This is a genomic window from Mesorhizobium sp. USDA 3734 (genome assembly GCF_056279665.1).
The window spans coordinates 2,910,572-2,935,536 of the sequence record NZ_JBWCCW010000001.1; the positions used below are offsets into that span (position 1 = coordinate 2,910,572).

The 24,965-nt window shown below is 60.9% G+C and carries 28 protein-coding genes and 1 pseudogene; 9 read left to right on the top strand and 20 right to left on the bottom strand.

Annotation, left to right across the window (positions count from 1 at the left end):
* Positions 1-15: 15 nt before the first annotated feature.
* From ccoS to ccoN, 8 genes are all read right to left on the bottom strand, one after another.
* Positions 16-171 (bottom strand): cbb3-type cytochrome oxidase assembly protein CcoS, encoded by a 156-nt coding sequence (ccoS, locus tag ACZ89F_RS13920; RefSeq protein WP_476092427.1) that lies wholly within the window; start codon positions 169-171, stop codon positions 16-18.
* On the bottom strand, positions 168-2,456 hold the full coding sequence (locus ACZ89F_RS13925) for a cation-translocating P-type ATPase (RefSeq protein ID WP_476092429.1): 2,289 nt from the start codon (positions 2,454-2,456) through the stop codon (positions 168-170). Before ACZ89F_RS13925 ends, ccoS begins: the two co-directional genes overlap by 4 nt.
* Positions 2,453-2,950: a FixH family protein gene (locus ACZ89F_RS13930; RefSeq protein WP_476092431.1), complete on the bottom strand. Its 498-nt coding sequence runs from the start codon at positions 2,948-2,950 to the stop codon at positions 2,453-2,455. Before ACZ89F_RS13930 ends, ACZ89F_RS13925 begins: the two co-directional genes overlap by 4 nt.
* Positions 2,947-4,512: a cytochrome c oxidase accessory protein CcoG gene (gene ccoG / locus ACZ89F_RS13935; RefSeq protein WP_476097280.1), complete on the bottom strand. Its 1,566-nt coding sequence runs from the start codon at positions 4,510-4,512 to the stop codon at positions 2,947-2,949. The genes ACZ89F_RS13930 and ccoG overlap by 4 nt, the downstream gene beginning before the upstream one ends.
* Before the next feature lie 181 nt (positions 4,513-4,693).
* Positions 4,694-5,557 (bottom strand): cytochrome-c oxidase, cbb3-type subunit III, encoded by an 864-nt coding sequence (ccoP, locus tag ACZ89F_RS13940; protein WP_476092432.1) that lies wholly within the window; start codon positions 5,555-5,557, stop codon positions 4,694-4,696.
* Positions 5,558-5,559: 2 nt separating this feature from the next.
* Positions 5,560-5,709 carry a CcoQ/FixQ family Cbb3-type cytochrome c oxidase assembly chaperone gene (locus ACZ89F_RS13945; protein ID WP_023759205.1) on the bottom strand — a complete coding sequence of 50 codons (150 nt, stop codon included), beginning with the start codon at positions 5,707-5,709 and terminating at the stop codon, positions 5,560-5,562.
* A gap of 13 nt (positions 5,710-5,722) precedes the next feature.
* On the bottom strand, positions 5,723-6,454 hold the full coding sequence (gene ccoO / locus ACZ89F_RS13950) for a cytochrome-c oxidase, cbb3-type subunit II (protein WP_476092433.1): 732 nt from the start codon (positions 6,452-6,454) through the stop codon (positions 5,723-5,725).
* 11 nt (positions 6,455-6,465) lie between these two features.
* Positions 6,466-8,076, bottom strand: coding sequence for a cytochrome-c oxidase, cbb3-type subunit I (ccoN, locus tag ACZ89F_RS13955; protein ID WP_476092435.1), 1,611 nt, complete (start codon positions 8,074-8,076; stop codon positions 6,466-6,468).
* A 251-nt stretch (positions 8,077-8,327) separates the two neighbouring features.
* On the opposite strand from ccoN, the gene ACZ89F_RS13960 reads away from it, so the two are divergent.
* Positions 8,328-8,744, top strand: a complete 417-nt coding sequence (locus tag ACZ89F_RS13960) for a hemerythrin domain-containing protein (RefSeq protein ID WP_476097281.1) — start codon at positions 8,328-8,330, stop codon at positions 8,742-8,744.
* Positions 8,745-8,866: 122 nt separating this feature from the next.
* Here the strand turns inward: ACZ89F_RS13960 and ACZ89F_RS13965 are convergent, their stop codons facing one another.
* Entirely contained in the window at positions 8,867-9,595 is a 729-nt protein-coding gene (locus ACZ89F_RS13965; protein WP_476092437.1) for a Crp/Fnr family transcriptional regulator, read from the bottom strand.
* Positions 9,596-9,756: 161 nt separating this feature from the next.
* Between ACZ89F_RS13965 and hemN the strand changes: the two genes are divergently transcribed.
* On the top strand, positions 9,757-11,106 hold the full coding sequence (gene hemN / locus ACZ89F_RS13970; protein ID WP_476097282.1) for an oxygen-independent coproporphyrinogen III oxidase: 1,350 nt from the start codon (positions 9,757-9,759) through the stop codon (positions 11,104-11,106).
* Positions 11,107-11,115: 9 nt separating this feature from the next.
* Here hemN and ACZ89F_RS13975 read toward each other — a convergent pair whose 3' ends face one another.
* From ACZ89F_RS13975 to ACZ89F_RS13990, 4 genes and pseudogenes are all read right to left on the bottom strand, one after another.
* Positions 11,116-11,547, bottom strand: a complete 432-nt coding sequence (locus ACZ89F_RS13975; protein WP_027035444.1) for a potassium channel family protein — start codon at positions 11,545-11,547, stop codon at positions 11,116-11,118.
* 609 nt (positions 11,548-12,156) lie between these two features.
* Positions 12,157-12,396, bottom strand: a complete 240-nt coding sequence (locus ACZ89F_RS13980; RefSeq protein ID WP_476092438.1) for a hypothetical protein — start codon at positions 12,394-12,396, stop codon at positions 12,157-12,159.
* Between the two features lie 158 nt (positions 12,397-12,554).
* A complete protein-coding gene (locus tag ACZ89F_RS13985; RefSeq protein WP_476092440.1) occupies positions 12,555-13,406 on the bottom strand; it encodes a tetratricopeptide repeat protein in 852 nt (283 codons plus the stop codon).
* Between the two features lie 204 nt (positions 13,407-13,610).
* A pseudogene (locus ACZ89F_RS13990) lies at positions 13,611-14,241 on the bottom strand (hypothetical protein).
* Between the two features lie 40 nt (positions 14,242-14,281).
* On the opposite strand from ACZ89F_RS13990, the gene ACZ89F_RS13995 reads away from it, so the two are divergent.
* Both ACZ89F_RS13995 and dusA read left to right on the top strand, forming a co-directional pair.
* Positions 14,282-14,746, top strand: coding sequence for a hypothetical protein (locus ACZ89F_RS13995; RefSeq protein ID WP_476092441.1), 465 nt, complete (start codon positions 14,282-14,284; stop codon positions 14,744-14,746).
* An 84-nt stretch (positions 14,747-14,830) separates the two neighbouring features.
* The gene (dusA, locus tag ACZ89F_RS14000; RefSeq protein ID WP_476092443.1) at positions 14,831-15,829 is read left to right on the top strand and encodes a tRNA dihydrouridine(20/20a) synthase DusA; all 999 of its coding nucleotides are present in this window, start codon (positions 14,831-14,833) and stop codon (positions 15,827-15,829) included.
* Positions 15,830-15,837: 8 nt separating this feature from the next.
* Here dusA and ACZ89F_RS14005 read toward each other — a convergent pair whose 3' ends face one another.
* Together ACZ89F_RS14005 and ACZ89F_RS14010 are read right to left on the bottom strand one after the other, a co-directional pair.
* Positions 15,838-16,542, bottom strand: a complete 705-nt coding sequence (locus ACZ89F_RS14005; protein ID WP_476092445.1) for a TIGR02281 family clan AA aspartic protease — start codon at positions 16,540-16,542, stop codon at positions 15,838-15,840.
* Positions 16,543-16,555: 13 nt separating this feature from the next.
* Positions 16,556-16,789, bottom strand: a complete 234-nt coding sequence (locus ACZ89F_RS14010) for a DUF1289 domain-containing protein (protein WP_024503316.1) — start codon at positions 16,787-16,789, stop codon at positions 16,556-16,558.
* Positions 16,790-16,986: 197 nt separating this feature from the next.
* Here ACZ89F_RS14010 and ACZ89F_RS14015 point away from each other — a divergent pair, with 197 nt between their 5' ends.
* The gene (locus tag ACZ89F_RS14015) at positions 16,987-17,985 is read left to right on the top strand and encodes a nicotinate-nucleotide--dimethylbenzimidazole phosphoribosyltransferase (RefSeq protein WP_476097283.1); all 999 of its coding nucleotides are present in this window, start codon (positions 16,987-16,989) and stop codon (positions 17,983-17,985) included.
* A 32-nt stretch (positions 17,986-18,017) separates the two neighbouring features.
* On the opposite strand, the gene ACZ89F_RS14020 is transcribed toward ACZ89F_RS14015, so the two are convergent.
* On the bottom strand, positions 18,018-19,538 hold the full coding sequence (locus ACZ89F_RS14020) for a sensor histidine kinase (RefSeq protein WP_476092446.1): 1,521 nt from the start codon (positions 19,536-19,538) through the stop codon (positions 18,018-18,020).
* A 75-nt stretch (positions 19,539-19,613) separates the two neighbouring features.
* Between ACZ89F_RS14020 and ACZ89F_RS14025 the strand changes: the two genes are divergently transcribed.
* The 4 genes from ACZ89F_RS14025 (at position 19,614) to ACZ89F_RS14040 (ending at position 22,108) form a co-directional block, all read left to right on the top strand.
* Positions 19,614-20,234 carry a thermonuclease family protein gene (locus tag ACZ89F_RS14025; protein ID WP_476092447.1) on the top strand — a complete coding sequence of 207 codons (621 nt, stop codon included), beginning with the start codon at positions 19,614-19,616 and terminating at the stop codon, positions 20,232-20,234.
* A gap of 42 nt (positions 20,235-20,276) precedes the next feature.
* Positions 20,277-20,888 (top strand): glutathione S-transferase, encoded by a 612-nt coding sequence (locus tag ACZ89F_RS14030; RefSeq protein ID WP_476092448.1) that lies wholly within the window; start codon positions 20,277-20,279, stop codon positions 20,886-20,888.
* Positions 20,828-21,508 (top strand): uracil-DNA glycosylase family protein, encoded by a 681-nt coding sequence (locus ACZ89F_RS14035; protein WP_476092449.1) that lies wholly within the window; start codon positions 20,828-20,830, stop codon positions 21,506-21,508. Before ACZ89F_RS14030 ends, ACZ89F_RS14035 begins: the two co-directional genes overlap by 61 nt.
* A gap of 108 nt (positions 21,509-21,616) precedes the next feature.
* Positions 21,617-22,108 carry an Lrp/AsnC family transcriptional regulator gene (locus tag ACZ89F_RS14040; RefSeq protein ID WP_006205209.1) on the top strand — a complete coding sequence of 164 codons (492 nt, stop codon included), beginning with the start codon at positions 21,617-21,619 and terminating at the stop codon, positions 22,106-22,108.
* A 27-nt stretch (positions 22,109-22,135) separates the two neighbouring features.
* Here the strand turns inward: ACZ89F_RS14040 and ACZ89F_RS14045 are convergent, their stop codons facing one another.
* The 4 genes from ACZ89F_RS14045 to ACZ89F_RS14060 are packed head-to-tail and all read right to left on the bottom strand — an operon-like array spanning position 22,136 to position 24,877.
* Positions 22,136-22,705 carry a DUF3299 domain-containing protein gene (locus ACZ89F_RS14045; RefSeq protein WP_476092451.1) on the bottom strand — a complete coding sequence of 190 codons (570 nt, stop codon included), beginning with the start codon at positions 22,703-22,705 and terminating at the stop codon, positions 22,136-22,138.
* A gap of 47 nt (positions 22,706-22,752) precedes the next feature.
* Positions 22,753-23,334, bottom strand: a complete 582-nt coding sequence (locus ACZ89F_RS14050) for a GNAT family N-acetyltransferase (RefSeq protein WP_476092452.1) — start codon at positions 23,332-23,334, stop codon at positions 22,753-22,755.
* Positions 23,294-23,998, bottom strand: coding sequence for a DNA alkylation repair protein (locus ACZ89F_RS14055; protein ID WP_476092454.1), 705 nt, complete (start codon positions 23,996-23,998; stop codon positions 23,294-23,296). The genes ACZ89F_RS14050 and ACZ89F_RS14055 overlap by 41 nt, the downstream gene beginning before the upstream one ends.
* 9 nt (positions 23,999-24,007) lie before the next feature.
* Positions 24,008-24,877, bottom strand: a complete 870-nt coding sequence (locus ACZ89F_RS14060) for an NAD(P)-dependent oxidoreductase (protein ID WP_476092456.1) — start codon at positions 24,875-24,877, stop codon at positions 24,008-24,010.
* Between the last annotated feature and the right edge of the window lie 88 nt (positions 24,878-24,965).

Below are 24,965 nucleotides of genomic sequence, written 5' to 3' on the forward strand. Positions count from 1 at the left end.
TTTGCCAGCACTTGGCTAGTGGCCGAGCTTGTCTTCCCGATCGATAAGGATCCGCTCGGCGGCACCGTCGAGATCTTCGTACTGACCACTCTTCAAAGCCCACAGGAAGCCCCCCAGGCCAAGCGCACCAAGGAAGAGGGCCACAGGTATGAGGTAGGCAAGGGTCGTCATGAGAATCGGGCCAATCTGATCATGTCGGGACGGCTGTCGCGCCGCACATTTTTCGCTGGCGAATTTGGTATGGAACTCCGCAGACGCAGCGCATTTCCGATCACAAGCAGCGAAGAAGCGGACATGGCAATCGCTGCGATAAGAGGTGTGACGTGGCCCAGTATGGCGATCGGCACGGCGACGGCGTTGTAGACGATCGCAATCGCGATGTTCTGCCGGATCAGCCGTCCGGCCTTGCGCGAAACGTCCAGCGCGAGAGGGACAGCTAGAAGGCTTTCGCGCAGAAAGACGAAGTCCGCTGCGTTGCGGCCAATGTCGGCTGCGCTGGCCGGAGCGATCGAGACATGCGCCGCGCTCAGCGCCGGCGTGTCGTTGAGGCCATCGCCAACCATCAGAACCTTGCGTCCGTCTTTCGCCAAGGTCTCGATGCGTTCGACCTTGCCGGACGGCAGCAGGCACGGAATGAAATCGTCGACACCCAGCATTTTTGCAACTTCGCCGCAGGCGCCCGCGGTATCGCCCGACAGCATTTCCACCGACACCCCAGCATGGCTCAATTGCCCGATCGCCGCCCTGGCGTCGGCGCGCAGAGCGTCCTCAAAATCGAAGGTCGCGACAATGAACCCGTCTTTTGTCAGCACCGTTCCGCCATAGCCATGTTTGCCTTCGCCGCCGGTCCGGGCCTTCCATCCAGCCCATCCGCGTCGGCCCAGCCGCCAGGTGCTTCCGGCGACAGTGGCTTCGATTCCGAACCCCGGATGCTCGGTGACGGCATCGAATTTGTGCTGCCCGCCAGGGCGGGCAAAACCGGCTATGGCCTTTGAAAACGGGTGACGCGAGTGCGCGGCCATGTCGGCCGCGATTGCCAGCATGGCCGGATCGATCGACGACGCATTGACGAGCCGGGGCTGGCCGAGCGTGAGCGTTCCGGTCTTGTCGAACACTGCGTTATCAATCGTCGCAAGGCGCTCCATGGCCGAACCGTCCTTGACCATGATGCCGTTCTCGAACAGGCGCCGCGCCGCGACCACCTGAACAATCGGCACGGCGAGGCCGAGCGCGCACGGGCATGTGATGATGAGAACGGCAATGGCGATGGTTATCGCCCGGTGCCAGTCGCCAGTCGCCGCCATCCAGCCAAGGAACGTCGCGAAGGCTGTGAGATGAACCACCGGGGCATAGAGCGCTGAAACGCGATCGGCGATCCGGCGATAATGCGCGCGGCCGCCCTCCGCGGCTTCCATGAGCCGAACCATTTCCGCCAGAAACGAATCTTTCGCGGCGGCTGTCGCCTCAATCGTCAGCGGACCGGTTAGATTGAGGACACCAGCCTGCACGGCTTCGCCTGCCGCAACGCTTCGAGGCGTGCTCTCGCCTGAGACAAGCGAACAGTCCAGATCCGATGCCCCTTGAAAGATTTTGCCGTCGACGGGTATCCTCTCGCCGGCTGCAATCAGCAACTGCATCCCTGGTTCGATCTCGCCAACCGGCAGATAGTCGCGTGCGCCGTCGCCGCGCAGCACCATGGCGCCACGTGCGGCCAACTGGGACAGGCCTTTCACCGCGGTCCGGGCACGTTCGCGCATCACGTGGTCCAACGTGCGGCCGATCAACAGGAAGAACAGCAGCGACACCGATGCATCGAAATATGCGTGGTCGCCATGGTTGATCGTCTCATAGAGGCTCATGGCGTAGGCGAGGGACACGCCGACCGCGATCGGCACGTCCATGTTCATGCGGCCGTGACGCAGCGCATTCCAGGCCGAGCGGAAGAAGATGCCGCCGGCGAAGGCCAGTGCAGGGATCGCGATCAGCGCCGAGACCCAATGAAACAGGTCCCGCGTTGCGCCTTCGGCGCCGGACCAGACCGAGACTGAAAGCAGCATGATATTGCCCGCCGCGAAGCCGGCGACAGCAACGGCGCGGATCAGCTCCGAAAGCGTCTTGTCCTTGTTGTCGACCTCGGGGTCGAACAGATGCGCCTCGTAGCCCAGCCGTCCCAGCGCGGCGACGAATGGTGGCACTTGGTTGCCACGCCAGCGGACCGCGACCCGCTTCGTCGACAGGTTGACACGAGCGCTCTCCACCTGATCGAGCTTTCCCAGGGCTGTCTCGATCGCCTGGATGCAGGCCGCGCAATGAACCGCCGGTACTGAAAGATCGGTCTGGCGGAGATCATCGCCAAGCGATCGGCTCGCCAGCCTGATCTCCTGGCTGGACGGCAGGACCGATGCGGTGTTGACCAGATCAAGCGCCATTTCGGCGCCCGGTGCACAACAACTCATTGCAGCGCTCCATTGGAAATCATGATCCTGCGGACGTCGCGATACGGTTTATCCAGACCGGCGTCGGCGTCGACTTCGACAATCCAGACGCCGTCCTTCGGCATGTGCTGGGCTGCGAATTCCTGGCCCGAGGCGAGTGCGAGGGTGACCGACTTGTCCTCTTTCTCGTAAGCGGGATGGCGAAACAGCACCTTGACGCTATGCAAGGGAACCGGCTTGCCGGCGGCGTCGATGAGGCCATAGCGAACTTCGCCCCATGCGATGGTCAGCTTGCCGGTCCAGCCAAGAGCTGCCTGCGCCCGTCCTTCCTCGGCCTTCTTGTTGAATTGCTGGCTCGCAACATAGGTGTTTTCGACGACTAGTCCGGTCCAGCTTGTGTTGGCGAGCGTCGCCATGGTCAGATTGACCGCGATGACCACGCCGAAAAAGGCTAGGATGATGACCAGCATGTGCCTGCCGGTGAATTCGCGGGGTTTTTCAGCGTTAGCGGTCATCTGGCGATCTCCGGCGCGTTGAAGGTGGCGGTGTATTCGTCCGTCTCAAAGCTCGACTTGTCCTCGACACGGAACGTGAAGGTTTGCGTTGCGCCACGGATTTGGTCGGCCGGCTGGCGCACGAAGACCTTCAGCATTTTCAGGCGATCGGGTTCGACCGGGATGGCGAAGGAGCGGCCTGCCGTGATGTCGTCGCCGATCACGCTCATGTCGGCTCCCTGCAAACCTTGAATCGTGACGACGATCGTCCTTGGCTCGGGGATCATGTTGAGCAGCTTGACGGTGTAGCCGTTGCGGATCGAGCCGTCGGACAGCGTGACGAATTGTGGATTGCGGTCGTGCAGCACGTTGACTTCGAGCCTGTCACGCGTCAGCAGCGAATAGAGCAGACCCAGGCCGATCAGCGACCACATGCCCATGTAGACGTAAGTGCGTGGCCGGAAGATCTTGCTGACATGGAAATGCGCCACCTTGTCGGAGAACAGGCCATCAGCGGTCCTGACCAGCGACGGGTTGACTGAACTGGAGCCGCCCGCGGTCGCCAGCATCATGTTGGCGTTGTAATCGGAGAGCGTCGCGTAGGAAATCAGTCCACGCTCCCTGCCGAGCTTGTCCATGACGCCGTCGCAGGCGTCGATGCAAAGCGCGCAAGTGATGCATTCGAGCTGCTGGCCGTCGCGAATGTCGATCCCCATCGGGCAGACCGCGACACAGGCATTGCAGTCGACACAGTCGCCGACGGACTGTCCTGCAGCTTGCACCTTCTTCGCATGACGCGAACGCGGTTCGCCGCGCCAGTCATTGTAGGTGACGGTGAGTGAACTTTCGTCGAGCATCGCTGCCTGGATGCGCGGCCATGGGCACATATAGGTGCAGACCTGCTCGCGCATCAGCCCGCCGAACGTATAGGTCGTGGCCGTCAGCACGGCGACGGTGATGTACGCGACGGGTGCCGCGGTGCCGGTGAAGAGTTCGCCAACCAGCGTCGGCGCATCGGCAAAATAGAAGATCCAGGCGCCGCCGGTCGCCGCCCCTATGACCAGCCAGATGGCGTGTTTGGATATCCGCAGCGCAAGCTTGCGGGCGGTCCATGGGCCGGCATCGAGTTTCATGCGTGCGTTGCGATCACCCTCGATGGCGCGCTCGACGACCAGAAACAGATCGACCCATACGGTCTGCGGACATGTATAGCCGCACCAGGCCCGGCCGACAGTCGACGTGATCAGGAAAAGACCAACGCCGGCCATGATCAGAAGGCCGGCCACATAGTAGAATTCCTGCGGCCAGATCTCGATGAAGAAGAAGTAGAAGCGCCGGTTGGCGAGATCGAGCAGCACGGCCTGGTCCGGGGCAAACGGGCCACGGTCCCATCGCAACCACGGTGTCAAGTAGTAGATACCGAGTGTGATCGCCATCACCAGCCACTTGAACCGGCGAAAGCTCCCCGTTGCCCGTTTCGGGAATATCTTCTTGCGCGCGGCATACATTGGCTGACGCACTTTGGCGGAGTTGACCGCTTCGGCTTCGAGCCGCTCTACCTGCGTATTGTCCAGCACATGCATCTCCACTCGCGCAGGCGACAATCTGCCCATGCCCGGGCTGCCAGCGTGGGCAAGTCTTGCCGCGGGGCGGGGGCAGGCGCGTTGATGCAAGTCAATCGCCGGTGCCGAATACAGGTCGAGGCCCGGCATGGCCGGGCCTCGTCGCTTGGCTGGCGAAGGGTCGGGATTAGGTCCCCGCTTCCTATTCCCCACCACCAAGCGAATGGATGTAGACGGCGAGTTCCTTGACCTTGGTCTCGCCCAGGCGTGCGCCCCAGGCCGGCATGACGCCCTGTTTGGGCGCACGGACCTGGGCGGCGATGGCTGTCTCGCCGGACCCGTAGAGCCATATCGCATCGGTCAGATCGGGCGCGCCGAGCTCCTTGTTGCCCTTTGCATTGTCGCCATGACAGGCCACGCAATTTTCGGCAAAGACCTTGGCGCCGGGCTCGACGAGGCTGGCATCCTGGACCTTCCCCGACAGGCTGGCGACATAGGTGCTGACCTGAGCGATCTGGTCAGTGGTTATGATGTCGCCAAAGGCAGGCATTTCCGACAGGCGCGTGTCCGGATCGGACGCGAAGCGGATGCCGTGCGTAATCGTCTGCTGGATCTGCTCGGCCTTGCCGCCCCACAGCCAGTCGTCGTCGTTGAGATTGGGAAAGCCCTTGGAACCTTGGGCGCCGGAGCCATGACATTGTACGCAATTGACCTTGAAGGCGGCGCCGCCGGCGGCGATTGCGAATTCGCGCAGGCCGTCGTCCGCGGAAATCTCCGAAACGCTCTTGGACTCCACCGCCGAGATATATTTGCCCTTGGAGGCTTCAGCCGCCGTCAACTCGTTCCTGACCTCGTTGCGGCTGGAATAGCCGAGCACACCCTTCGTCGCCGAGTGCAGCAGAGGCCATGCCGGATACGCGATGGTGTAGCCGATGGCCCAGACAATGGTGACGTAAAACGTGATGACCCACCATCTGGGAAGCGGGTTGTTCAGCTCCCGGATACCATCCCATTCGTGGCCGGTGGTCGAGACGCCGGAGATTTCATCGATATGCTCGTCGCTCATGATCACTCATCCTCAAGGGGAATCCGGGCAGCTTCGTCGGCCAGCTTGCGGCTGCCGGGTCGGAGCGCGAAGGCAATTGCACCGACAAAGAAAAGTGCCATGGCGACCAGACCCCAACTGTCCGCAAACTCTCGCATCAAATTGTAATCCATGGATAAAACTCCCTCAGCGGTAGCCGGCGGCTTCGTCGTAGTTCTTGAAATCGACCAGTGTGCCGAGCATCTGGAGGTAGGCGACGAGGGCATCCATTTCGGTGACCTGTTGCGGGTTGCCGTCGAAGTCGCCGATCTTGGCTTTGGGGTAGCGGGCTTCGAGGCCGGATGTATCGGCGTTGGGATCGGCTTGCGCCATCAGGTCGACATTGGCGTGGGCGATCATGTCATCGTTGTAGGGGACACCGACCCGGCTATTGGCGACCAGATGCGTCGAGAAGTCCTTCACCTCGATCGGCGCGTCTTTGAGGAACGCGTAGCTCGGCATGATCGATTCCGGCACCACCGAGCGCGGATCCGTGAGGTGCTCGACATGCCACACATTCGAGTAGCGATCGCCAACCCTGGCGAGATCCGGCCCGGTGCGCTTCGATCCCCACTGGAAAGGATGATCGTACATCGACTCGGCAGCCAGACTGTAGTGGCCGTAGCGCTCGACTTCGTCGCGGAACGGCCTGATCATCTGGCTGTGGCAGAGATAGCAGCCCTCGCGCACATAGATGTTGCGCCCGACAAGTTCGAGCGGCGAGTAGGGGCGCATGCCTTCCACCTTCTCGATCGTGTTGTCGAGATAGAAGAGCGGTGCGATCTCGACGATGCCGCCGACGGTCACCACAAGAAGAGAGCCAACGAGAAGAAGCGTGGCGTTCTTCTCGATGAGTGCGTGTTTGTCCATCAAGCCCATTGTCTGGCTCCTTATTCGGCAGGCTGAAGGGCGGGAACAGAGCCCGGCATCGGCTCCTCCTCGCGCTGATATCCGAGGATGGTCATGGCGATGTTCCAGGCCATGATCAGGGCGCCGGAGAGGTACATGGCTCCGCCGATGGCGCGCATGACATAGTAGGGGTGCATGGCGGCAACGGTTTCGGCGAAGGAGTAGACCAGGAAGCCCTGCTCGTCGTATTCGCGCCACATCAGGCCCTGCATGACGCCGGAAACCCACATGACGGCGGCGTAGACGACGATTCCGAGTGTCGCCAGCCAGAAGTGCCAGGTGACGAGTCTCAGCGAGTAGAGCCGTTCACGGTTCCAGAGCTTCGGCACCATGAAGTAGATTGCGCCGAACGAGATCATGCCGACCCAGCCGAGTGCGCCGGAGTGCACGTGGCCAATGGTCCAGTCGGTATAATGCGACAGCGAATTGACCGCCTTGATCGACATCATCGGACCTTCGAAGGTGGACATGCCGTAGAAGGCGATGGCCATCACCATCATGCGGATGATGGGATCTGTGCGGAGCTTGTCCCAGGCGCCCGACAACGTCATCAGGCCGTTGATCATGCCGCCCCATGACGGCATCCACAGCATGATCGAGAACACCATGCCGAGCGTCTGCGCCCAATCGGGCAGGGCGGTGTAGTGCAGGTGATGCGGCCCTGCCCAGATGTAGAGGAAGATGATCGCCCAGAAATGGATGATCGACAGCCGATAGGAATAGACCGGCCGGTTCGCCTGCTTGGGCACGAAGTAATACATCATGCCGAGGAAGCCGGCAGTCAGGAAGAAGCCGACGGCGTTGTGGCCATACCACCATTGCGTCAGGGCGTCCTGGACCCCGGAAAAGGCGGAGTAACTCTTGGAGCCCAGGAACGAGGCCGGCATCGACAGGTTGTTGATCACATGCAGCATCGCGATGGTCACGATGAAGGAGAGGTAAAACCAGTTGGCGACGTAGATATGCGGTTCCTTGCGCTTGAAGATCGTACCGAGGAACAGGATCAGGTAGGCGACCCAGACGATGGTCAGCCAGATGTCCACATACCATTCGGGTTCGGCGTATTCTCGGCTCTCGGTGATGCCGAGCAGATAGCCGGTCGCGGCCATGACGATGAAAAGCTGATAACCCCAGAACACGAACCAGGCGAGATCGCCGCCGAACAGGCGCGCGCGGCAGGTGCGTTGCACGACGTATAATGACGTGCAAAGCAATGCATTGCCGCCGAATGCGAAGACCACTCCGGACGTATGCAGCGGCCGCAAACGGCCGAAGTTGAACCAGGGCTGGATGTTGAGATCGGGGTAGGCAAGCTGCAGCGCGATGACCACGCCGACAAGCATGCCGACGACACCCCAGAACATGGTGGCGATGGCGCCGTAGCGGATTGGACCGTCCATGTAAGCGGATGGGTCAATCGGAGCGGCCACCTCGAAATTCGTGTTGCGGATGAGGATGGCGACAAAGCCAAGCAACACAAAAAACAGCACCCACATATGCTGTCGAAATGGCTGGTCCACGCCGAAGCCAGCGGCCACCAGGGCCGCAAATGTGAAAAGGCTCAAAGCGAAGATTTGCGTGCCGAACTTCATGAGATATCCCCGACCTCGGATTCCGATGCGCGGACGCCAATCCGCGTAGACACCAATTCAGCAGCCGCGTTGTCGCCGCCTTGATCCATGTCAAAGCTCAGCCCTTTCTGATTGGGCAGCGTGGTCTTGCAAACGAACGGAGGCCGCCGTTGAGCCGGAAGAAAGGGCTGGGATCGTCGCTGTTCGAAGCAGGCGATGAAAATCCCGCGCCAACTGATCGATCCAGCAGGGAAGTGGTCCCGGCCGCGGTAATGAAGCGCGCGCACAGGGAAAAGCTGCAGCTCTGCGACGCCCTGGAAAGAATCGCGGACGCCTTGCCCAGCGTCGACCGTCTGAAGTGCCTCGGCGCGGCCAACGCGATCGTTCCGCTGCTGCGCAATATTCATCAATACGAAGAGGCGGTCATCTTTCCCGCTTACGAGGACGCCGTGGTCGGCAGCAATGCGAACCTTGCCTCAACCCGGCGATTGCGGGCCGAACATGTGGAAGACGAATGCTTTGCCGGCGAGGTGACCGAAATTCTGCTGGCCATCGGTCATGGCGAGACGGTCGAGAACCCCGAAGCCGTCGGGTTCATGTTGCGGGGCCTGTTCGAGAACTTGCGCCGGCACATCGCGTTTGAACGCGAGCATGTCCTGCCGATGATCGGGATCGTCGACCGAGACTAGAGCAATTCACCGTTTCACGGAAATGGCGAAGCGCTCTAACTCTTTGTTTTGACGCAATTCCCAAGGGAAAGCGCTATGCCCTTTTCCCGGGAAAACCGTTTCACACTTTTCCTGGAATTGCTCTAGGCGCCGGAGCGGCTCGCCAACCGGGCAAGGCTGTCCACGGTCACATGGCGGTTGTTGTCGATCCGGATCACGCCATCCGTTCGCAGCCGGGTCAACTGGCGGCTCACCGTTTCGATCGTCAGGCCGAGGAAATCGGCGATGTCGGAACGTGTGAGCGGCAGCTCGAAACTCGTCGAGTTGGTGGTTGGATCAAGCGTGGGATCGATGTTTCTGGCAATCATCAGCAGAAAGCTCGCCACTTTTTCCGCAGCGGTCTTGCGTCCCAGCGTGACCATCCAGTCGCGTGCATCGTCGAGTTCGTTTAGCGTCTGCTTGAGCAGGCGGTGCTCGAGTTCCGGCGACTCCCTCATCATCCTTTCGACGGACGCCCTTGGAAATGAACACAAGGAGACGGCAGTTGCCGCTTCCGCGTTGATCGCGCTTTCCACCTTGAATGGCCGTCCCAGAAAATCGGGGGCAAACTGAAGCCCGACAATCTGCTGGCGCCCATCCGAAAGACTTTTCGTCAGCTTCACCACGCCGGAAAGCACGTTGGAATAGCTGTCGACGGTTTCGGCGTCGCCAATCAGTTCCACCCCCGGTTCAATGGTGTGCTTTGACGAGGTCTTGGCGAGCCCGACCAATTGATCGGGATCGAGTGCGCCGCAGACGCCACGGTGGCGCGCTTCGCACGATTGGCAAAGCACGGGAATGCCGGCGTTGTGAACATCCTGACGCACTGTCACCACGATCGCCCAAAAATGAAAAGCTCAAGCAGGATATAGCATCAGCCCAAGAAAAAGCCCTTGCGGCAGTTTGTCCGCAGAAAGATGGTATTGACCGAAATCAAGGCTGTCGGCGTCCAAATGGGATCAATCTCGCGCCATTCAAGTGGAGCGATAGAGACATGCGGCCAGACATAGTTGCCAGACTTGGCGAGAACGTGCCGCGCTATACGAGCTATCCGACAGCGCCGCATTTTAATGCAAGTGTTGATGCCGCCATTTGTCGTGGCTGGCTGCAGGGGCTCGATGAGGGCGACGAAATCTCGCTCTATCTGCACATACCGTACTGCGACAAGCTTTGCTGGTTCTGCGCCTGCCATACCAAGCAGACACGCCACTACGAACCGGTGACTGCGTATCTGCGCTCACTGCATGCCGAGATCGCAACCGTGTCCAGTCTTGTCGCAGGCAAGGGCAGCGTGCGCGCGGTCCACTTCGGTGGCGGCTCCCCGACGATGCTGAAGCCCGAGGACATGGTGGCGCTAGGGAAAGCATTGCGCAATAACTTCACCTTTCTCCCTGGTGCCAGGATCAGCGTCGAAATCGAACCCAACGATATGGACGATCCCCGCCTCGACGCACTCGCCGAAATCGGCATGACCCGCGCGAGCCTCGGTGTCCAGGACTTCGATCCGAAGGTGCAAAAGGCGATCAACCGCGAGCAGACGTTCTTGCAGACCAAGACGGTTGTCGACGGCGTTCGTTCGCGCGGCGTCGAATCCGTCAATCTGGACCTACTCTACGGCCTGCCGCACCAGACCCGGGAGAGCGTCTCCTCCACGGTCGCGCAGGCACTGACCCTGGAGCCGGACCGGATAGCGCTTTTTGGCTATGCGCATGTGCCGTGGTTCAAGAAGCATCAGACGATGATCGACGAGGCATGGTTGCCGGGTCCGGCAGAGCGGTTTGCTCAATCACAACTGGCCGCGTGTCTTATACTGAACGCGGGATATGAGCCCATCGGCTTCGACCATTTCGCCAAGCCCAACGATGCGTTGGCCGTAGCGGCCCGAACCGGCTGCTTGCGTCGCAATTTCCAAGGCTACACGGAGGATCGCTGCGAAACATTGATCGGCCTCGGCCCATCATCCATCAGTCAATTTCGCCAAGGCTATGCGCAGAACATGCCTTCGACTGCCGAGTATGCGCGCATGGTCGCCGACGGCGGACTGGCCGCGGTCCGCGGTGTCGCGCTTTCCGACGACGACCGCGTTCGCGGCTGGATCATCGAGCGGCTGATGTGCGACTTCGGCTTCTCGGCGATCGAACTGGTGGAGCGCTTTGGAGAAGCTGGCCAAAGACTTCTCGTGAAAGCAAGTTCCACGGCTCTTCACGATCCTGCGCGGTTGCTTGAACTCGACGGTGACCGCTTCGTCGTGACGGCGGAAAGCCGTCCCTTTGTCAGGAGCGTCGCGGCAAAGTTCGACAAATATTTCGAAACCGGGAAAGCCAGGCATTCGGTGGCGGTCTGAGCATCGCCATCAGAAATGCTCGCCGGCCTTGAATGGGCCGATGCGGGTGCCTGCCGCGATCAGATAGGCGGTCGACCAGCCAATGAGCAGGAACCCGTTTACACCCTCGAGCGCCGCCAGGACACGCCACGCATGAGCGGGCACGATGTCACCGTAGCCGACCGTCGAAAAGGTGATGGTCGAAAAATAGAGTGCAGTCTCGAAGTCGGCGAAGATATCGAGCAACCGGTATAGCCCCGCCCACAGCCACACCTCCGCTGTCATGACGGCGAAGAGCCCCATCACCACACTGATCATCGCGACGATCCGGCTGCGGCGCCCATGCATGCGAAACCGGGCGACGAGGTATCCCATCGCATGCGTGACGGCGATCAGACCAAACGTATGGACCAGGACCGTCAGACTTATGACGATGGTACCGATGAGCAGATTGAGGACCATGCGCGGAACGTAGCCATCCAGAGGCCTTGGTCCTTGTGCGAGATCAAATCCTTCATCGCACGCTGCAAACCGTGACCGTTGAATGTGCGAGTCATATGCGCGTAGAAAGGCTGGGGATTGCGCCCACACGAACGCATTGGCTGCCGTCACTGAAGATACAGCCCCTCAAGCTTCGTGTGCACCATGTGGGCAGTGAGAGACGTATCTAGCAAAATGGCTTTCAGCTGCAGCGGCAAAATCGTAACATCGGTTGCGTTTGGATAGACATATGTTGCCAAATTCCCCGACCTTTCCAACAGGGAATTGGACAGACCGAGCTATAAAAAAGATACTGAAATGAGTATTTCACACCACAAACTCGCCATAGCGCCTATGATGGATTGGGCAGATAGTTAAATAAAATCAGTTACTTACAGGGTTTCACGTGCAAAAATCGCACACGAAAGTTCTGCTTCTCTTCTTTTTCGTTCCCACGAAGGAGCCGCCGACAGCCCTTTCCGGACGCTCTTCTGCCGACGATTTTGACCACTCTAACGTGGAGGTTCGGCATGTGTTCGCGAGCGCCAGCAATGCGCCCGCTTACAGCTATGATCCATACGGAAATCCGCTTCAGATTTCTGCATCTCTCACAGATTTGGCTATGCTGGCATGGCCTAGCGTACTCGCCATCTGCACTGGCGCGCGTGTCAGTCTCGCCAAGAGAGCGAGCGCTGCCTCGTTCCGAAAGCCGGCATCAAAGTCATCGGCCTTTTGCGTGCCCGTGGTGAAGGGAGTTCGTTCAATTCCGTTGGTAGGGTCCAGATAGTAGGCCTCTCGACCTTTTTGCCAGGCTTCGTTGCTTTGCGTCATGTGTTCACTCCGGGGCGGGATTCCCGTTTGCATTATAGCAATCTCGTGCTGGATTGACGGTCGAGAACGAAAAAATCGTCGTGAGGTGAGATGCGCGCATGATATTTGATCGTGGCAAGTTGCAGTCATCGAGCGGCACTCTTGTGGAGTAGGGCCGGTTAGTTGCATCCCGCTGCTCCGTACATCGCGCCATCACCCGAAGAACTGTAATTACTACACAGTCTCTCTTTGGTTTGACGGTCAATCTCTTCTTGGCTCCGCATTATCTGGTCGGCTATTGCATTGTCGTCATACACCGGCTCGTCGGGTGCGGCAGGCTGCTGCGCCTTCATCAGCGCTGTCGCTGCCAGTATCGCCAGAATTCCTTCAAACACGTCGACGGTCGGATCCGTTACTGAACTGGCATCGGAGTTTTCGCCAGAACTGGTGCCGGCGTCACCCTGCATGATCTTCAGGTTTTCCGCCGCGGGCTCGTACCCGACCTCTGCAGCATTTTGGGTATGCCGGAGCGCCTCTTGCCGATCGACGGACCGCCCTTCGCCGTTCCACTCCATGACACCCAAGGTCGTCTGAGCCAGGGGATCGCCTCCAGATGAGCCTAGGCTGAACAATTTGTATGCCTTGGCAAGATCCTTCGGCACACCGTCACCAATGTAGTACGCCACGCCCAGCTTGGTGTAGATGTATGCAGAATATGTAGAATAAACTGATGCCGCAATATTTAACTCCTCGATACGCTTGGCCGTATCGCCTGTACGACCGTAAACTCTAGACAGATGATAGTGATCCATTGGAGATGCGTCGGATGCAGCCACGGCAGCGAGACAGGCTGGCAATGCTTGCTCGACGTCGATGTTTTCCGGGGCTACGCCGCGATTTTTTTCGGGGTAATACTCGTCAGGATCTGCGGCCAGATTGGCGCACTTGTTCGAAACTTCAGATGCATTCTGAGCAAAGGCCTGAACTGATAAGAGCGTCAGGCCCAGTGAAATGACTGCCACCGTTCGCATGTACCCCTCCCGAGGTTGTAGCAGCTTTGCGCTTCCGAATGGTGTCACGCAAGTTAGCATTTTGATGCATTCTTCCTCGCGTTTCGATGAGGTGCGCGAGGCATCCCATGACACATCGATCTGAGCGGATCGTACTTCCATCGAGCGGGATACCGTCCGCTACCCCCTATGGCTCCATTGCTTCTGCTTTTGGAAACTGCCGCCCTAGCTGGTCCCTTGGGGCGGTGCTTCATTTCGCCAGCCGGCTAGCTCAGGTAGGTCATCAAGCCAGCTTTCTCAGTCATCGAGGCATCGCCGGCCTGCCGTTCAGCCTCGGTAGCGTTTTGAATGAGCCAGTCCATCCACTTTCGGTAGGCAGCCGGGTCCAGTTGGAGCAGCAGTACCTTGGCCTTGGCCAGCATGCGTTTGCGGAAACTGACACGCCTGCGCAGTTTGGTCGTCGTGAACTTGATTGCCTTGCTCTGGTATTCAACCGTCCAGCAACCATCGCCGTGGCTGGCGAGCGTGTCGATGGCGAAACCGGCATCGACCGGTCTATCGCGCCAGGGAAGCTCGATGGCATTCCTCCTCAAATCGAGTGCCCATCTCCTGGTGTTGGCCCCGACGCGCTGGGGCGGCAGCACACCCGTCTGTTCGAGGATTTTCCTGCGGAAGGTAGGCTGCTTCTTGAACTGGCCGGTGGTCAGCTCGACGCGATGCCCACGGAATTCGACGTGCCAGCGTATCCTCCCGTTGCCGAAATACTTCGCCAGCCTTTCGATGACGAATTCGTCATCGAAAGCATCCCGCACCCTTGGCTGATGCGTTCGAGAATGTACTGGCTATCGGTGGGCATGAGGCGGCCTCGTGCAGGAATCTTTCACGAAGCTTAGCCCGTGGCACGCCCCAGCGGCCACCGATCTTTTCGCTCCGGGAATCTCGCCTGCCTCAATGTCGATACCGAGAGTCATCGGCCCGGCACCTTGGGCGGCTCGATCACGACCGAAGCGAATGAGCCGTTCGCGATCGAGTGCAGAAATGTTGCACTTCCCAAGATGCCTTTGCAGCATATCGAGAGCTGCGGCCTTGGAGCGGCGAGGGGACTTGCCTACATCGCACATGTCGTCGATATCAAGGTCGATGAGTTCGCCGAAAGTTTTCAGGCGCGCTATACGGGACTTGGTCGGCGTCTCACCGCGATCGACTTGGCGCTCGGTTTCGGTTGCCCAGCGCCTGGCGTCGTCTCGGCGCAGAAAGGTCTCGCTGACGTAGCGACCTTTGCGACGGACTTGGACACGCCAGGAACCGGACGAGAGTTTTGTGTAGGTGCCATTCTTTCGTGTGCGCTCCGTGTGCACTGAGAGATCGAAACGTGGCGAAAATGGTCGTATTCTGGCGTAAATTCGTGTGCACTCGGCAGGTTCTAACGATTTGATGTTAAAAAAATGCTGAAAAATCAAGATCATAGAGTGGCCATTGCCCCGATGATGGACTGGACGGACCGGCATTGCCGATTCTTCCACCGCCAGTTGACGAGCCGTGCTCTGCTCTACACCGAGATGGTGGTGGCCGATGCGGTCATTCACGGCGCTCGCGATCGGCTGCTCGGCTTCGATGCAGCGGAACATCCGGTTGCCCTGCAACTCGGCGGCTCGGATCGCGAAAAACTTGCCGAGGCGGCGCGCATCGGCGAGGCTTTTGGCTATGACGAGATCAACCTCAATGTCGGCTGTCCGTCGGATCGCGTCCAGTCGGGTACGTTCGGCGCATGCCTGATGAAAGTGCCGGACCTCGTCGCCGGCTGCGTCGCGGCGATGAAAGCGGCGGCGACAATTCCCGTCACCGTCAAATGCCGCATCGGCGTCGACGACCAGGATCCGGAGCCGGCCCTCGATGCGCTGGCGGATGGTGTCTTCGACGCCGGCGCCGACGCGCTGTGGGTGCATGCGCGTAAGGCGTGGCTGGAAGGGCTAAGCCCCAAGGAGAACCGCGACATCCCGCCACTCGACTATAGCCGGGTCTATCGGCTGAAGGCCAGAAAACAGAACGAATTCATCGGCATCAATGGTGGTATTCAGTCGATTGAGGAGGCGCGGGCGCATCTCGATCATGTCGACGGCGCCATGCTTGGCCGCGCCGCCTACCACACGCCTGGCATTCTGGCCGGCGTCGATGCCGCTTTCTACGGCGCCCAGTCCGAGGCGTTCGATTTCGCCGCGCTGATCGATGTGATGGCGGACTATGCGGCACGCCATATCGAGCAGGGCGGGCGGCTTGGCCATGTCACCCGCCATATGGTCGGCCTGTTCCACGGTTTGCCCGGTGCGCGTCGCTACCGCCAGATCCTGTCCACCGATGCGGCCCGGCCGGGAGCCGGACCGGACGTGCTGAAGACGGCTTTTGCCGCCGTTGAGTTCAGTGCAACTGCGGCCGAAGCGGCTTAGCGCGGGGGTCAGTCCCTGAGGATCATGCGGTCGCCGCGAACGTCGAAGCCCGACAGTGAACCGATGAAGTTCATGCCGAGCAGGGACTGGCTGAGCATGCCGGGTGCGGCGATCATCACCGGCATGTCCCTGCGTGTGATGCCACCGATCGCGATCTGATCGGTTTTCACGGCCGCGGCGCGCGCCATGCCGTTGGCGGTCGAAACCGGAATGGTATAGTTGAGCGCCGCTGGATTGAATCCGGCGGCTTGTGCGTCTTCGGACGTCAGCACGGTGCTGGTCGCGCCGGTATCCACCACGGCTCGGATCGGGTTGCCGTTGACCAGGATGCGCGCTTCGAAATGGCCGTTGTCCGCCTTGTCGAGCGTCACCGTGGCGTGACCATCTTCGACGCCAAGGGCAAGCGGGCTGCCGGGAACAAGGCCCGCGGTCACCCGGCTGGCGACATCCTGCAGTTCATAGCGATACTGGTAGCCGGCGATCAGCGCGAGCACGATCGCCACCCAGGCGCCGAGGTTGCGGGCCATGGCGCCCAGGGGTCTTCCCGAGCGAAGCAGGCCAGCGCCGATGAGGGCGCCAAAGGCGCCGAGCCAGATCAGCCGACTGAAATCATAATTTTCGACACCCAGCGTGCTACCGGCGGAATCGTTGAGCATGAGCAGGACTGCTCCCACCCCGATCGCGGCCATCAATATCCAGAACAGTCGGCTCATCCGCGTGGTCGCCTCACGAAAGCGCGTCTCGTTCGCGCGCCATGCGGGTGCGGCGCGTTTCCCGGCGCGGCCGGCGTTCGACCGTCTCCAGCCGGGCCGGCAATTCGGCCATGACGCTACGGCGCGTTTCCGGCGTCATCCCGATCCAGGCGCCGATTTCCTCGCGCGTGCGGCCGCACCCGAAACAGAAGCCGGTTTTCATGTCGATCGAGCAGACCAGGATGCACGGGGATTCGATGGCCGTCATGACTTTCTCTTGGGCTTCCAACCGGAATCCCTTGTTCCATCTCCACATGGTGCAACGGCAATGCCAATGCAAGCCCTCGCGATTGCGCCCTTCGCGGCCAGCTTTGCGGCAAATGCAGGACCATGATCCAGGAGGTTGTGCCAACCGCGCAAGGCGGCTATGCCGCTCACCAACTCCAGGGAATGATCGCCAACGTGATGACCAGCGCACTGCCTTTCGACGATTTTCGCAACCTGCTGGCCAATCTGCCGGCGGCCGACACGGCAGCCGAAACCCGCGTGCGCACGCTGTTTGCCAAGGCCGGCAAATCAGGCAATTCACTTGGCCGCATCGAGGATATCGCCGCGTGGCTGGCCGCCTGGAGCGGGCGGGCTCCGCCCGCGGTGACAAGACCACTGATGGCGGTCTTTGCCGGCAATCACGGTGTTGTCAGGCACGGCATTTCGCCACGGCCCGTGGCGGCGACCGCTAATGCGGTCGAGCTTTGCGCCGCCGGAGGTGCTGCGATCAACCAGATCTGCATTGCCAACGATCTCGGGCTGAAGGTCTTCGATCTTGCCCTGCACATCCCGACCGCCGACATCACCGAAGACGCCGCACTGGATGAGCGCGGCTGTGCCGCCACCATGGCCTTCGGCATGGAAGCGATCGCGGGCGGTACCGATCTCTTGTGCCTCGGCGATCTCGGCGTCGGCAACTCCACCGTCGCAGCAGCCCTGTTTGCGGCGCTGTTCGGGGGCAGGGGCGTCGACTGGGTCGGCTCGGGATCGGGCGCCGATGCGGCGATGCAGGCACGCAAGGCGGACGTGGTCGATGCGGCGCTGGCTTTTCACGGCGGCCATCTCGGCGACCCGCTCGAGGCGCTGCGCCGGGTCGGCGGCCGTGAGTTCGCGGCGATCGCTGGTGCCATCCTTGCCGCGCGGATGCAGAAGATTCCAGTGCTGCTCGACGGGCTTGCCGCAACGGCCGCCGCAGCGGCGCTGCATGCCGCCAACCCTGCCGCGCTCGATCATTGTCTTCTCGCTAGCCTGTCGCCAGAACCCGCGCATTCCCGCGCCGTTCAACGGCTAGGTCTGCGCCCGTTGCTTGATTTGGACATCAGCCATGGCGAAGGGGCAGGGGCCGCCCTTGCCGCGGGTCTGGTCAAGGCCGCCGCGCTCACCAGCTCGGGCATGGCTGCGGCTGTGCGCGGTTAAGCACCGGGCGCACTGTATCTCAACGACTTCGACTATCGCCGCCGAGCTGCTACCGCCGCTGTCGGCAGCGCGGGCAATTCCTCCATCACCCGGCTCAGCGGGAAGATGGCGATCGCCTCTGTCCCTTCGCGCAGCTTGGAATGAAGTTCGAACTCACCGCCATGCATGGCAAGCAGGCCTTGCACGATCGGCAGGCCAAGTCCGGTGCCTTGCTCGGCGCTCTTGATGGCGATCGAACCCTGGCCGAAGGCTGAGAGCACCACCGGGATTTCGTCTTCCGGTATGCCCGGGCCATTGTCCTTGATCGATATGTATTGCCCGCCGCCCGCCGTCCAGCCGACGCGGACGCGGATTTCGCCGCCGGTGGCGGTGAACTTGATCGCATTCGACAGAAGGTTGAGCGTGATCTGCCGCACCGCCCGCTCGTCGGCGAACAGGCGGGGCAACTGATGCTCGAAATCCTGGACGATGCGGATGTCTTTGTTGCGCGCCCTCAGTTCCATCATGTGACAGCAATCCTCGACGATGTTCAGCAGCATCACCGGCTCTTCATTAAGCTGGTAGCGGCCGGCCTCGATGCGCGACAGGTCGAGGATCTCATTGATCAGGTCGAGCAGATGCTGGCCGGATTCGTGCACGTCGTGCGCGTAGTCGCGATAGGTGGGATTGCTCATCGGCCCCAGCACCTCGTTCGACATCACCTCGGAAAAGCCAAGAATGGCATTGAGCGGCGTGCGCAGTTCGTGGCTCATCGAAGCAAGGAACCGCGATTTCGCCAGATTGGCGTCTTCCGCCCGCCGCCGCGCCTCGTCCGACATCGATTTCGCCGTCTCCAGTTCGGCGATCAGCGCATCCTTTTCAGAGCGGAACGACAACACCATCAGGGACGAGCGGTTGAGGTGACGCGCCACGTAGGCAAAGAAGGGCAGCGACACGACCAGCAGCCCGGCCATGATCGCCTCGACCGGCATCCATAGCTTGAAGCCGGCATAGGCGTAGAGCGCCACGGGAACGGCAAACGTCGCCAATAGCGCCCCGCCCAGGGATGAGGTCATCACCGCGGTCGCCGCCATGGCGAACAGCAGCACCACGGCCTTGACCAGCTGGAACTGGTCGACCTGGCAGGCACCGCAGCCAAGCCAGACGAACCAGGCCCAGCCGAGACCGCAAAGGAAATGGCAGACCAGGAATTCCCGTCGTGTTTGCAAAGGGTTGAGTTCGGAAGCTTCCGTGCGCTCAATGCGCCGCGCCATGAAGGCGACGATGGTGTAGCAGGTCAGTGTGAACAGTGCCCAGAGCCCGATCTCGTTGCCGACGCCGGCCAGACGGCCAGCAGCCGCGATCGCCAGGATGAGAAGCGGGATGGCGATGGCGCCGCTTGTCATTGCGCGGGCGTGGAGCTTCAGCAGTTCGCGATCGAAATCGGGATTGCCGGCCTGCTGTGAAAGACGGTCACGCGTCTTGCGCACCGCGCGCGCCACATCGCTGTTGCGATGAGGTTTCCTGCGGTCCACAATGAACTTGTCCGCTGTGTTCGAGCGTTGCAAGGGCATCAAAACTTCAATTTATGCGAGCAGCGGTTTCCAAGTGTTAAGCTACGTTCGAATGATTAACCAACCGTTTGCCATATGAGCCGATCCTGGTCGCCGAGGCCGCGCCGGCGATACGTTGCGCCACCCAGAAGCCTGTGGCGCCGGCTGGTGGATTACGGGCTTACATCAATCATTCTCGGGCTATTGATCCTGCTGGCGGCCCGCCTCGACCGGGTTGAAACCCGCAAGACGCAAGGCGTGGCAATCATCAACGACGGCGATTCGATCACGCTTGGCACTGAGCGCATCCGCATGCGCGGCATCGATGCTCCGGAGTATATGCAGACTTGCCGCAGAAATGGCGCCGACTATCCCTGCGGCACGCTCGCGCGTCAGTCGCTCGTGCGCCTGATCGCCGGCAAGCCTGTCTCTTGTGCCGGCTGGCAGCGTGACCGCTATGGCCGGCTGCTTGGCGACTGCACCGCCGGCGGCAAGGATCTCAACCGCGCGCAGGTCGAGGCGGGCTGGGCGGTTGCTTATGGCGACTTCGAGAGCGAGGAAGCCGTCGCCCGTACGGGAAAGGCCGGCATCTGGGCGGGAACGTTCGACCCGCCGCAGGACTGGCGCGACAGCCATCACGGCGAAGTCGTCGAGAGAAAGCACGGCACACTGGCGTCGATCGGCGATGCCGTGCGTGAGATTTTTCGCTTCTGGTGATGCGCATCCTGTAACTGAACCGCGACGAATGGGAGGATGGACATGAAGCTCTTCGACGGCGGCCGGGCGCCTAATCCACGGCGGGTCCGCGTTTTCCTCGCCGAGAAAGGCATCACGGTTCCACAGGTAGCCATCGACATGGGGGCACTGGAGCACAGACAACAGGTGGTCAGCTCGCGCAACCCCTTGCAGCGTCTGCCGGTGCTGGAACTCGACGACGGCACTGTCATCACCGAATCCGTCGCCATCTGCCGCTATTTCGAGGAGTTGTATCCGGAGCCCGCTTTGTTCGGGCGTGGCGCGCTCGGCAAGGCGCAGGTCGAGATGTGGCAGCGACGGATGGAATTCAATTTGCTCAGTTGTGTCGCGCAGGCCTTTCGCCACATCCATCCGGCCATGAAGAAATGGGAAATCCCGCAGATCCCCGAATGGGGTGAGGCCAACAAGCCGAAGGCCGTTGAGTTCCTCAGGCTGTTGGACGGCGAACTGAGCAACCGGGAGTTCATCGCCGGCGACAGCTATTCGATCGCCGATATCACCGGCCTGATCGCCGTCGACTTCATGAAGCCTGCACGCATCAAAGTGCCGGATGAATGCGCGAATGTGTTGCGCTGGCATCAGGTCGTCTCCAGCCGTCCGAGCGCATCAGCCTGAGTATGACTGTCGAACTCGAAAGCTTGACTGCCACGGTCCGCGCTTGCCGCATCTGCGTGGAAAACCCGATCGGCAAGCCGTTGCCGCACGACCCACGCCCGGTTTTGCGACCCTCGTCCAGCGCCCGAATCCTGATCGCCAGCCAGGCGCCGGGGACCAAGGTGCATCTGTCGGGTATGCCGTTCACCGATGCCTCCGGCGACCGCTTGCGCAGTTGGCTTGATGTGACGAGCGACGAATTCTACGACATCGAAAAATTCGCCATCGTGCCGATGGGCTTCTGCTTTCCCGGCCAGGATGCCAAGGGTGGGGACCTGCCGCCGAGGCGCGAATGCGCGCCGGCCTGGCGCGCGCCCTTGATGGCCTTGATGCCACGGATCGACCTGGTGCTGACGATCGGCATCTATGCGCAATCCTGGCACATGGGTGCGGCGCGCCGGCCCTCGCTGACGGAAACGGTGATGGACTGGCGTGCCATCTGGGAGAATTCCAGCGGCCTGAAAGTGCTGCCGCTGCCGCATCCGTCGTGGCGCAATACCGGCTGGCTGAAGAAGAATCCATGGTTTGAAATGGATTTGCTGCCTTTTCTGCGTTCGGAAATCCGCTATCGCCTCAGTTGACCTTTCAGCAAGAAATCACTCGCTTTTTGCCTGATCGGCAGAATTTCTTTCTTGTGAAAGGCCCAGATAAGGCAGAGTATAGGCAATCTATTCCCTTGGGAGCACGATATGGATCGCCTCGATAGAAAAATTCTCCGCCTCTTGCAGGAAGACGCGACACTCGCGGTCGCCGATGTTGCCAAGAAAGTCGGGCTGTCGACGACGCCTTGCTGGAGGCGCATCCAGAAGCTCGAGGAAGAGGGCGTCATCAAGCGGCGCGTTGCCATTCTCGACCATGAAAAGGTCAATGTGCGCGTCACCGTCTTCGTGTCGATCCGCACCAATTCGCACAGCCATGAATGGCTGCGGCGTTTCTCTGAAGTCATCCAGGAGTTTCCCGAGGTGGTCGAGTTCTACCGCATGAGCGGCGACGTCGACTATCTCCTGCGCGTCGTGGTGCCCGATATCGCCGCCTATGACGCCTTCTACAAGCGGCTGATCGCCAAGATCGAAATCCGTGACGTGTCTTCGTCCTTCGCCATGGAGCAGATCAAGTACACCACGGAAATTCCGCTCGACTACATGGTGCTGGACAAGGAATCGGGTGCCAACGCTGCCTGAGCTTGGCCTTGCACAAGGTTGTCCCGCTTAGTTCTTCTTTTTGTTGAGGAAACTCCAGGGCGAGTTCACCGGCAGCGTAATGGTGTCCGGCACGCTGTCGACGGCGGCCACCTCTGCCTTGCGCACCGTGTAGCCGGATTGGATGACGCTGACGCCGTCGAGAATGAACAGCTGGCTCTTCTCCATGTCCGGCTTCAGCGCCCCGGTGACGGCGACCGGCTGGTAGGCTTGCGACATCTTGTAGGGGTGAGCCGGCGTGACCAGAACGATCTGGTTGGGCGGCGGCGTCGGCATGTGGCTGCAGGCCCCCGTCCACGGCACCAGCAGGAACTGATAGACGAGATCACCATCGCGATCGACGGGTAATGCATAGCCGGCCAACTGAATGCTCTTGTCCTGCAGGTTGAGGGACAGCGTCTCGCCATGGTCGGGCAATTTTGCCGCGATCATCGGCAGCCCGACGTTTTCGGCGGCGGATTGCGTGGCCGGGCGCAGATCCTTCCAGAATATGTGCGCGGTCTCGGCCGAGGCATCAGAAGCAACGAGCGCAGACAACGCAACTGCGAGCGCTATGGTTGATCTGATAGGATTGCTCATTGGCCGCGTCCTTTAAATCTGGAGTAAAGACGCCGCCACCAACGACGTCAACGCTCCAGCCGCATCACATGTCGTCGAGAGCCGGCCATCCCAGTCTCTTGGAACCCGCGAGCCGCGAACATGTCGCGAAAGCCCATGAAACTGTAGCTCGGCGACGCCTGATCGACCGGGTAAGCCTCGATCGTGCTGGCGCCCTTGGCGAAGGCGTGATCTATCGCCGCGTCGAGCAGCGCCGACGCCAACCCGCCGCCGCGCAGGGCTCTCGGCACATAGAAGCAAACGATCGACCACACGCCGGTCTCGCTGTCGTCCTGCTGCCGGGAAAGCCGGCGATAGGTCTCGCGCGGCGCAACCGAGCACCAGCCGAGGGTTCTGCCTTCAACCTGGGCGAGGATGCCGACGGGCGTATCGGCCTCGATGAGCGAAATGATGGCCCGTTTCTTTTCGTCGTTCGGGACATGCTCGCGGCTGGGAAGGTTGCGCCAGGCCATGCACCAGCAATATTTCGGCCCGCCCGGCTCCTCGAACAGGTTTTCGAAATCGGCGCGTGTCGATCGCGTCACCTCCGAGAAGCGGATTTCCGCTCCGTCAGCCTTTCCTGGCGGCGATACGCTCGAGCGTCTTGGCATTGGTCAGCTCCCGCACTGCGTCCTTGCCAATCCAGCGCGCCGTCTTGTCGGTCGACTGCGCCAGCCGTTCGGCGACAGCAAGGGCAGCGCCGTGCATATTCATGGATCGTTTGCCGATCGACCGGAGCGCCCAGTTCACGGCTTTCTTCACGAAATTGCGGCTGTCGGTGGCATGCGCTTCGATGATCGGCAGGAAGGCGAGAAAGGTCGTCTCCGGCTCCTTCTTCCGGTGGACGACCGACCAGGCCATCATGGCAAAGGCCGTGCGCCGAACGAATTCCCGCTCGTCGGCCGCGAATTCGGCGATCAGTTCTTTCCAAGCGTCCGTATCGACAAAGAGATCCGAGACGCCATCGACGATGTCCCAGGAATCGAAGGACGCCGCCCATTGCCTTGCATCTTCAGCAGAAAACCGCTGCGGGTCAGCCGTGACGGAAGCGATGAACTGCGCCTCCATGATCCCCGTCTCCCACAGCTCGAAGGCGCGCTCATGGTTGCGTTTGATCGTCCGCGCGATCTGCCGCTGCACACCGTGCGAGATGCCAAGCGCGCGCTCGATCTTGATACCGTAGCGCAACATGCCGAGGCGGTTCTCCTCCGAGCCGATGGCGCGCAGGTGGGCGACAATTTCCCCGGCACTGGATTGAGGCGAGAGCGCTGCCACCGCAGAAACCTATTTCTCGAGACGCGCCAGCAGCGAAGACGTGTCCCAGCGCTTGCCGCCCATCGCCTGCACATCCTTATAGAACTGGTCGACGAGCGCGGTCACCGGCAATTTGGCGCCGTTGCGGTCGGCTTCCGCCAGGCAGATGCCAAGGTCCTTGCGCATCCAGTCGACGGCGAAGCCAAAATCATATTTGCCGGCATTCATCGTCTTGTGGCGGTTCTCCATCTGCCAGGAGCCTGCGGCGCCCTTGGAAATCACCTCGATGACCTTCTCGATGTCGAGCCCGGCCTTCTTGCCGAAATGGATACCTTCGGAAAGTCCCTGCACCAGTCCGGCGATGCAGATCTGGTTGATCATCTTGGTGAGCTGGCCGGCCCCGGCCGACCCCATCAGGCCGACCATGCGGGCAAAGGCATCGATGACAGGCTTCGCCCTGTCGAAAGCGTCCTGCTCGCCGCCGACCATGACGGTCAGCAGGCCATTCTCGGCACCGGCCTGGCCACCCGAGACCGGCGCATCCAGGAATGAAAAACCGCCAGCTTCCGCCGCCGCCGCCAGTTCGCGTGCGACCTCGGCCGAGGCCGTGGTGTTGTCGATGAAGACCGAACCCTTCTTCATCGATTTGAAGGCGCCTTCCGGACCCGTCGTCACCGAACGCAGATCGTCGTCATTGCCGACGCAGGAGAAGACAAAGTCCTTGCCGTCGGCGGCCTGCGCCGGCGTCACCGCCAGGCTGCCGCCATGCTGGCCAACCCATTGCTCGGCCTTGGCCTTGGTGCGGTTGTAGACCGTGACGTCGTGGCCGCCCTTGTTCTTCAAGTGCGCGGCCATCGGATAGCCCATCACGCCAAGACCGAGAAATGCAACAGATGCCATGAGCCTGCCCTTCAGAATGGAAATGGAATTTGCTGCGAAAGCTCTAGGCTCTGCGCTCAATTCGTCAAGACGCGTATGGCCGGATCGA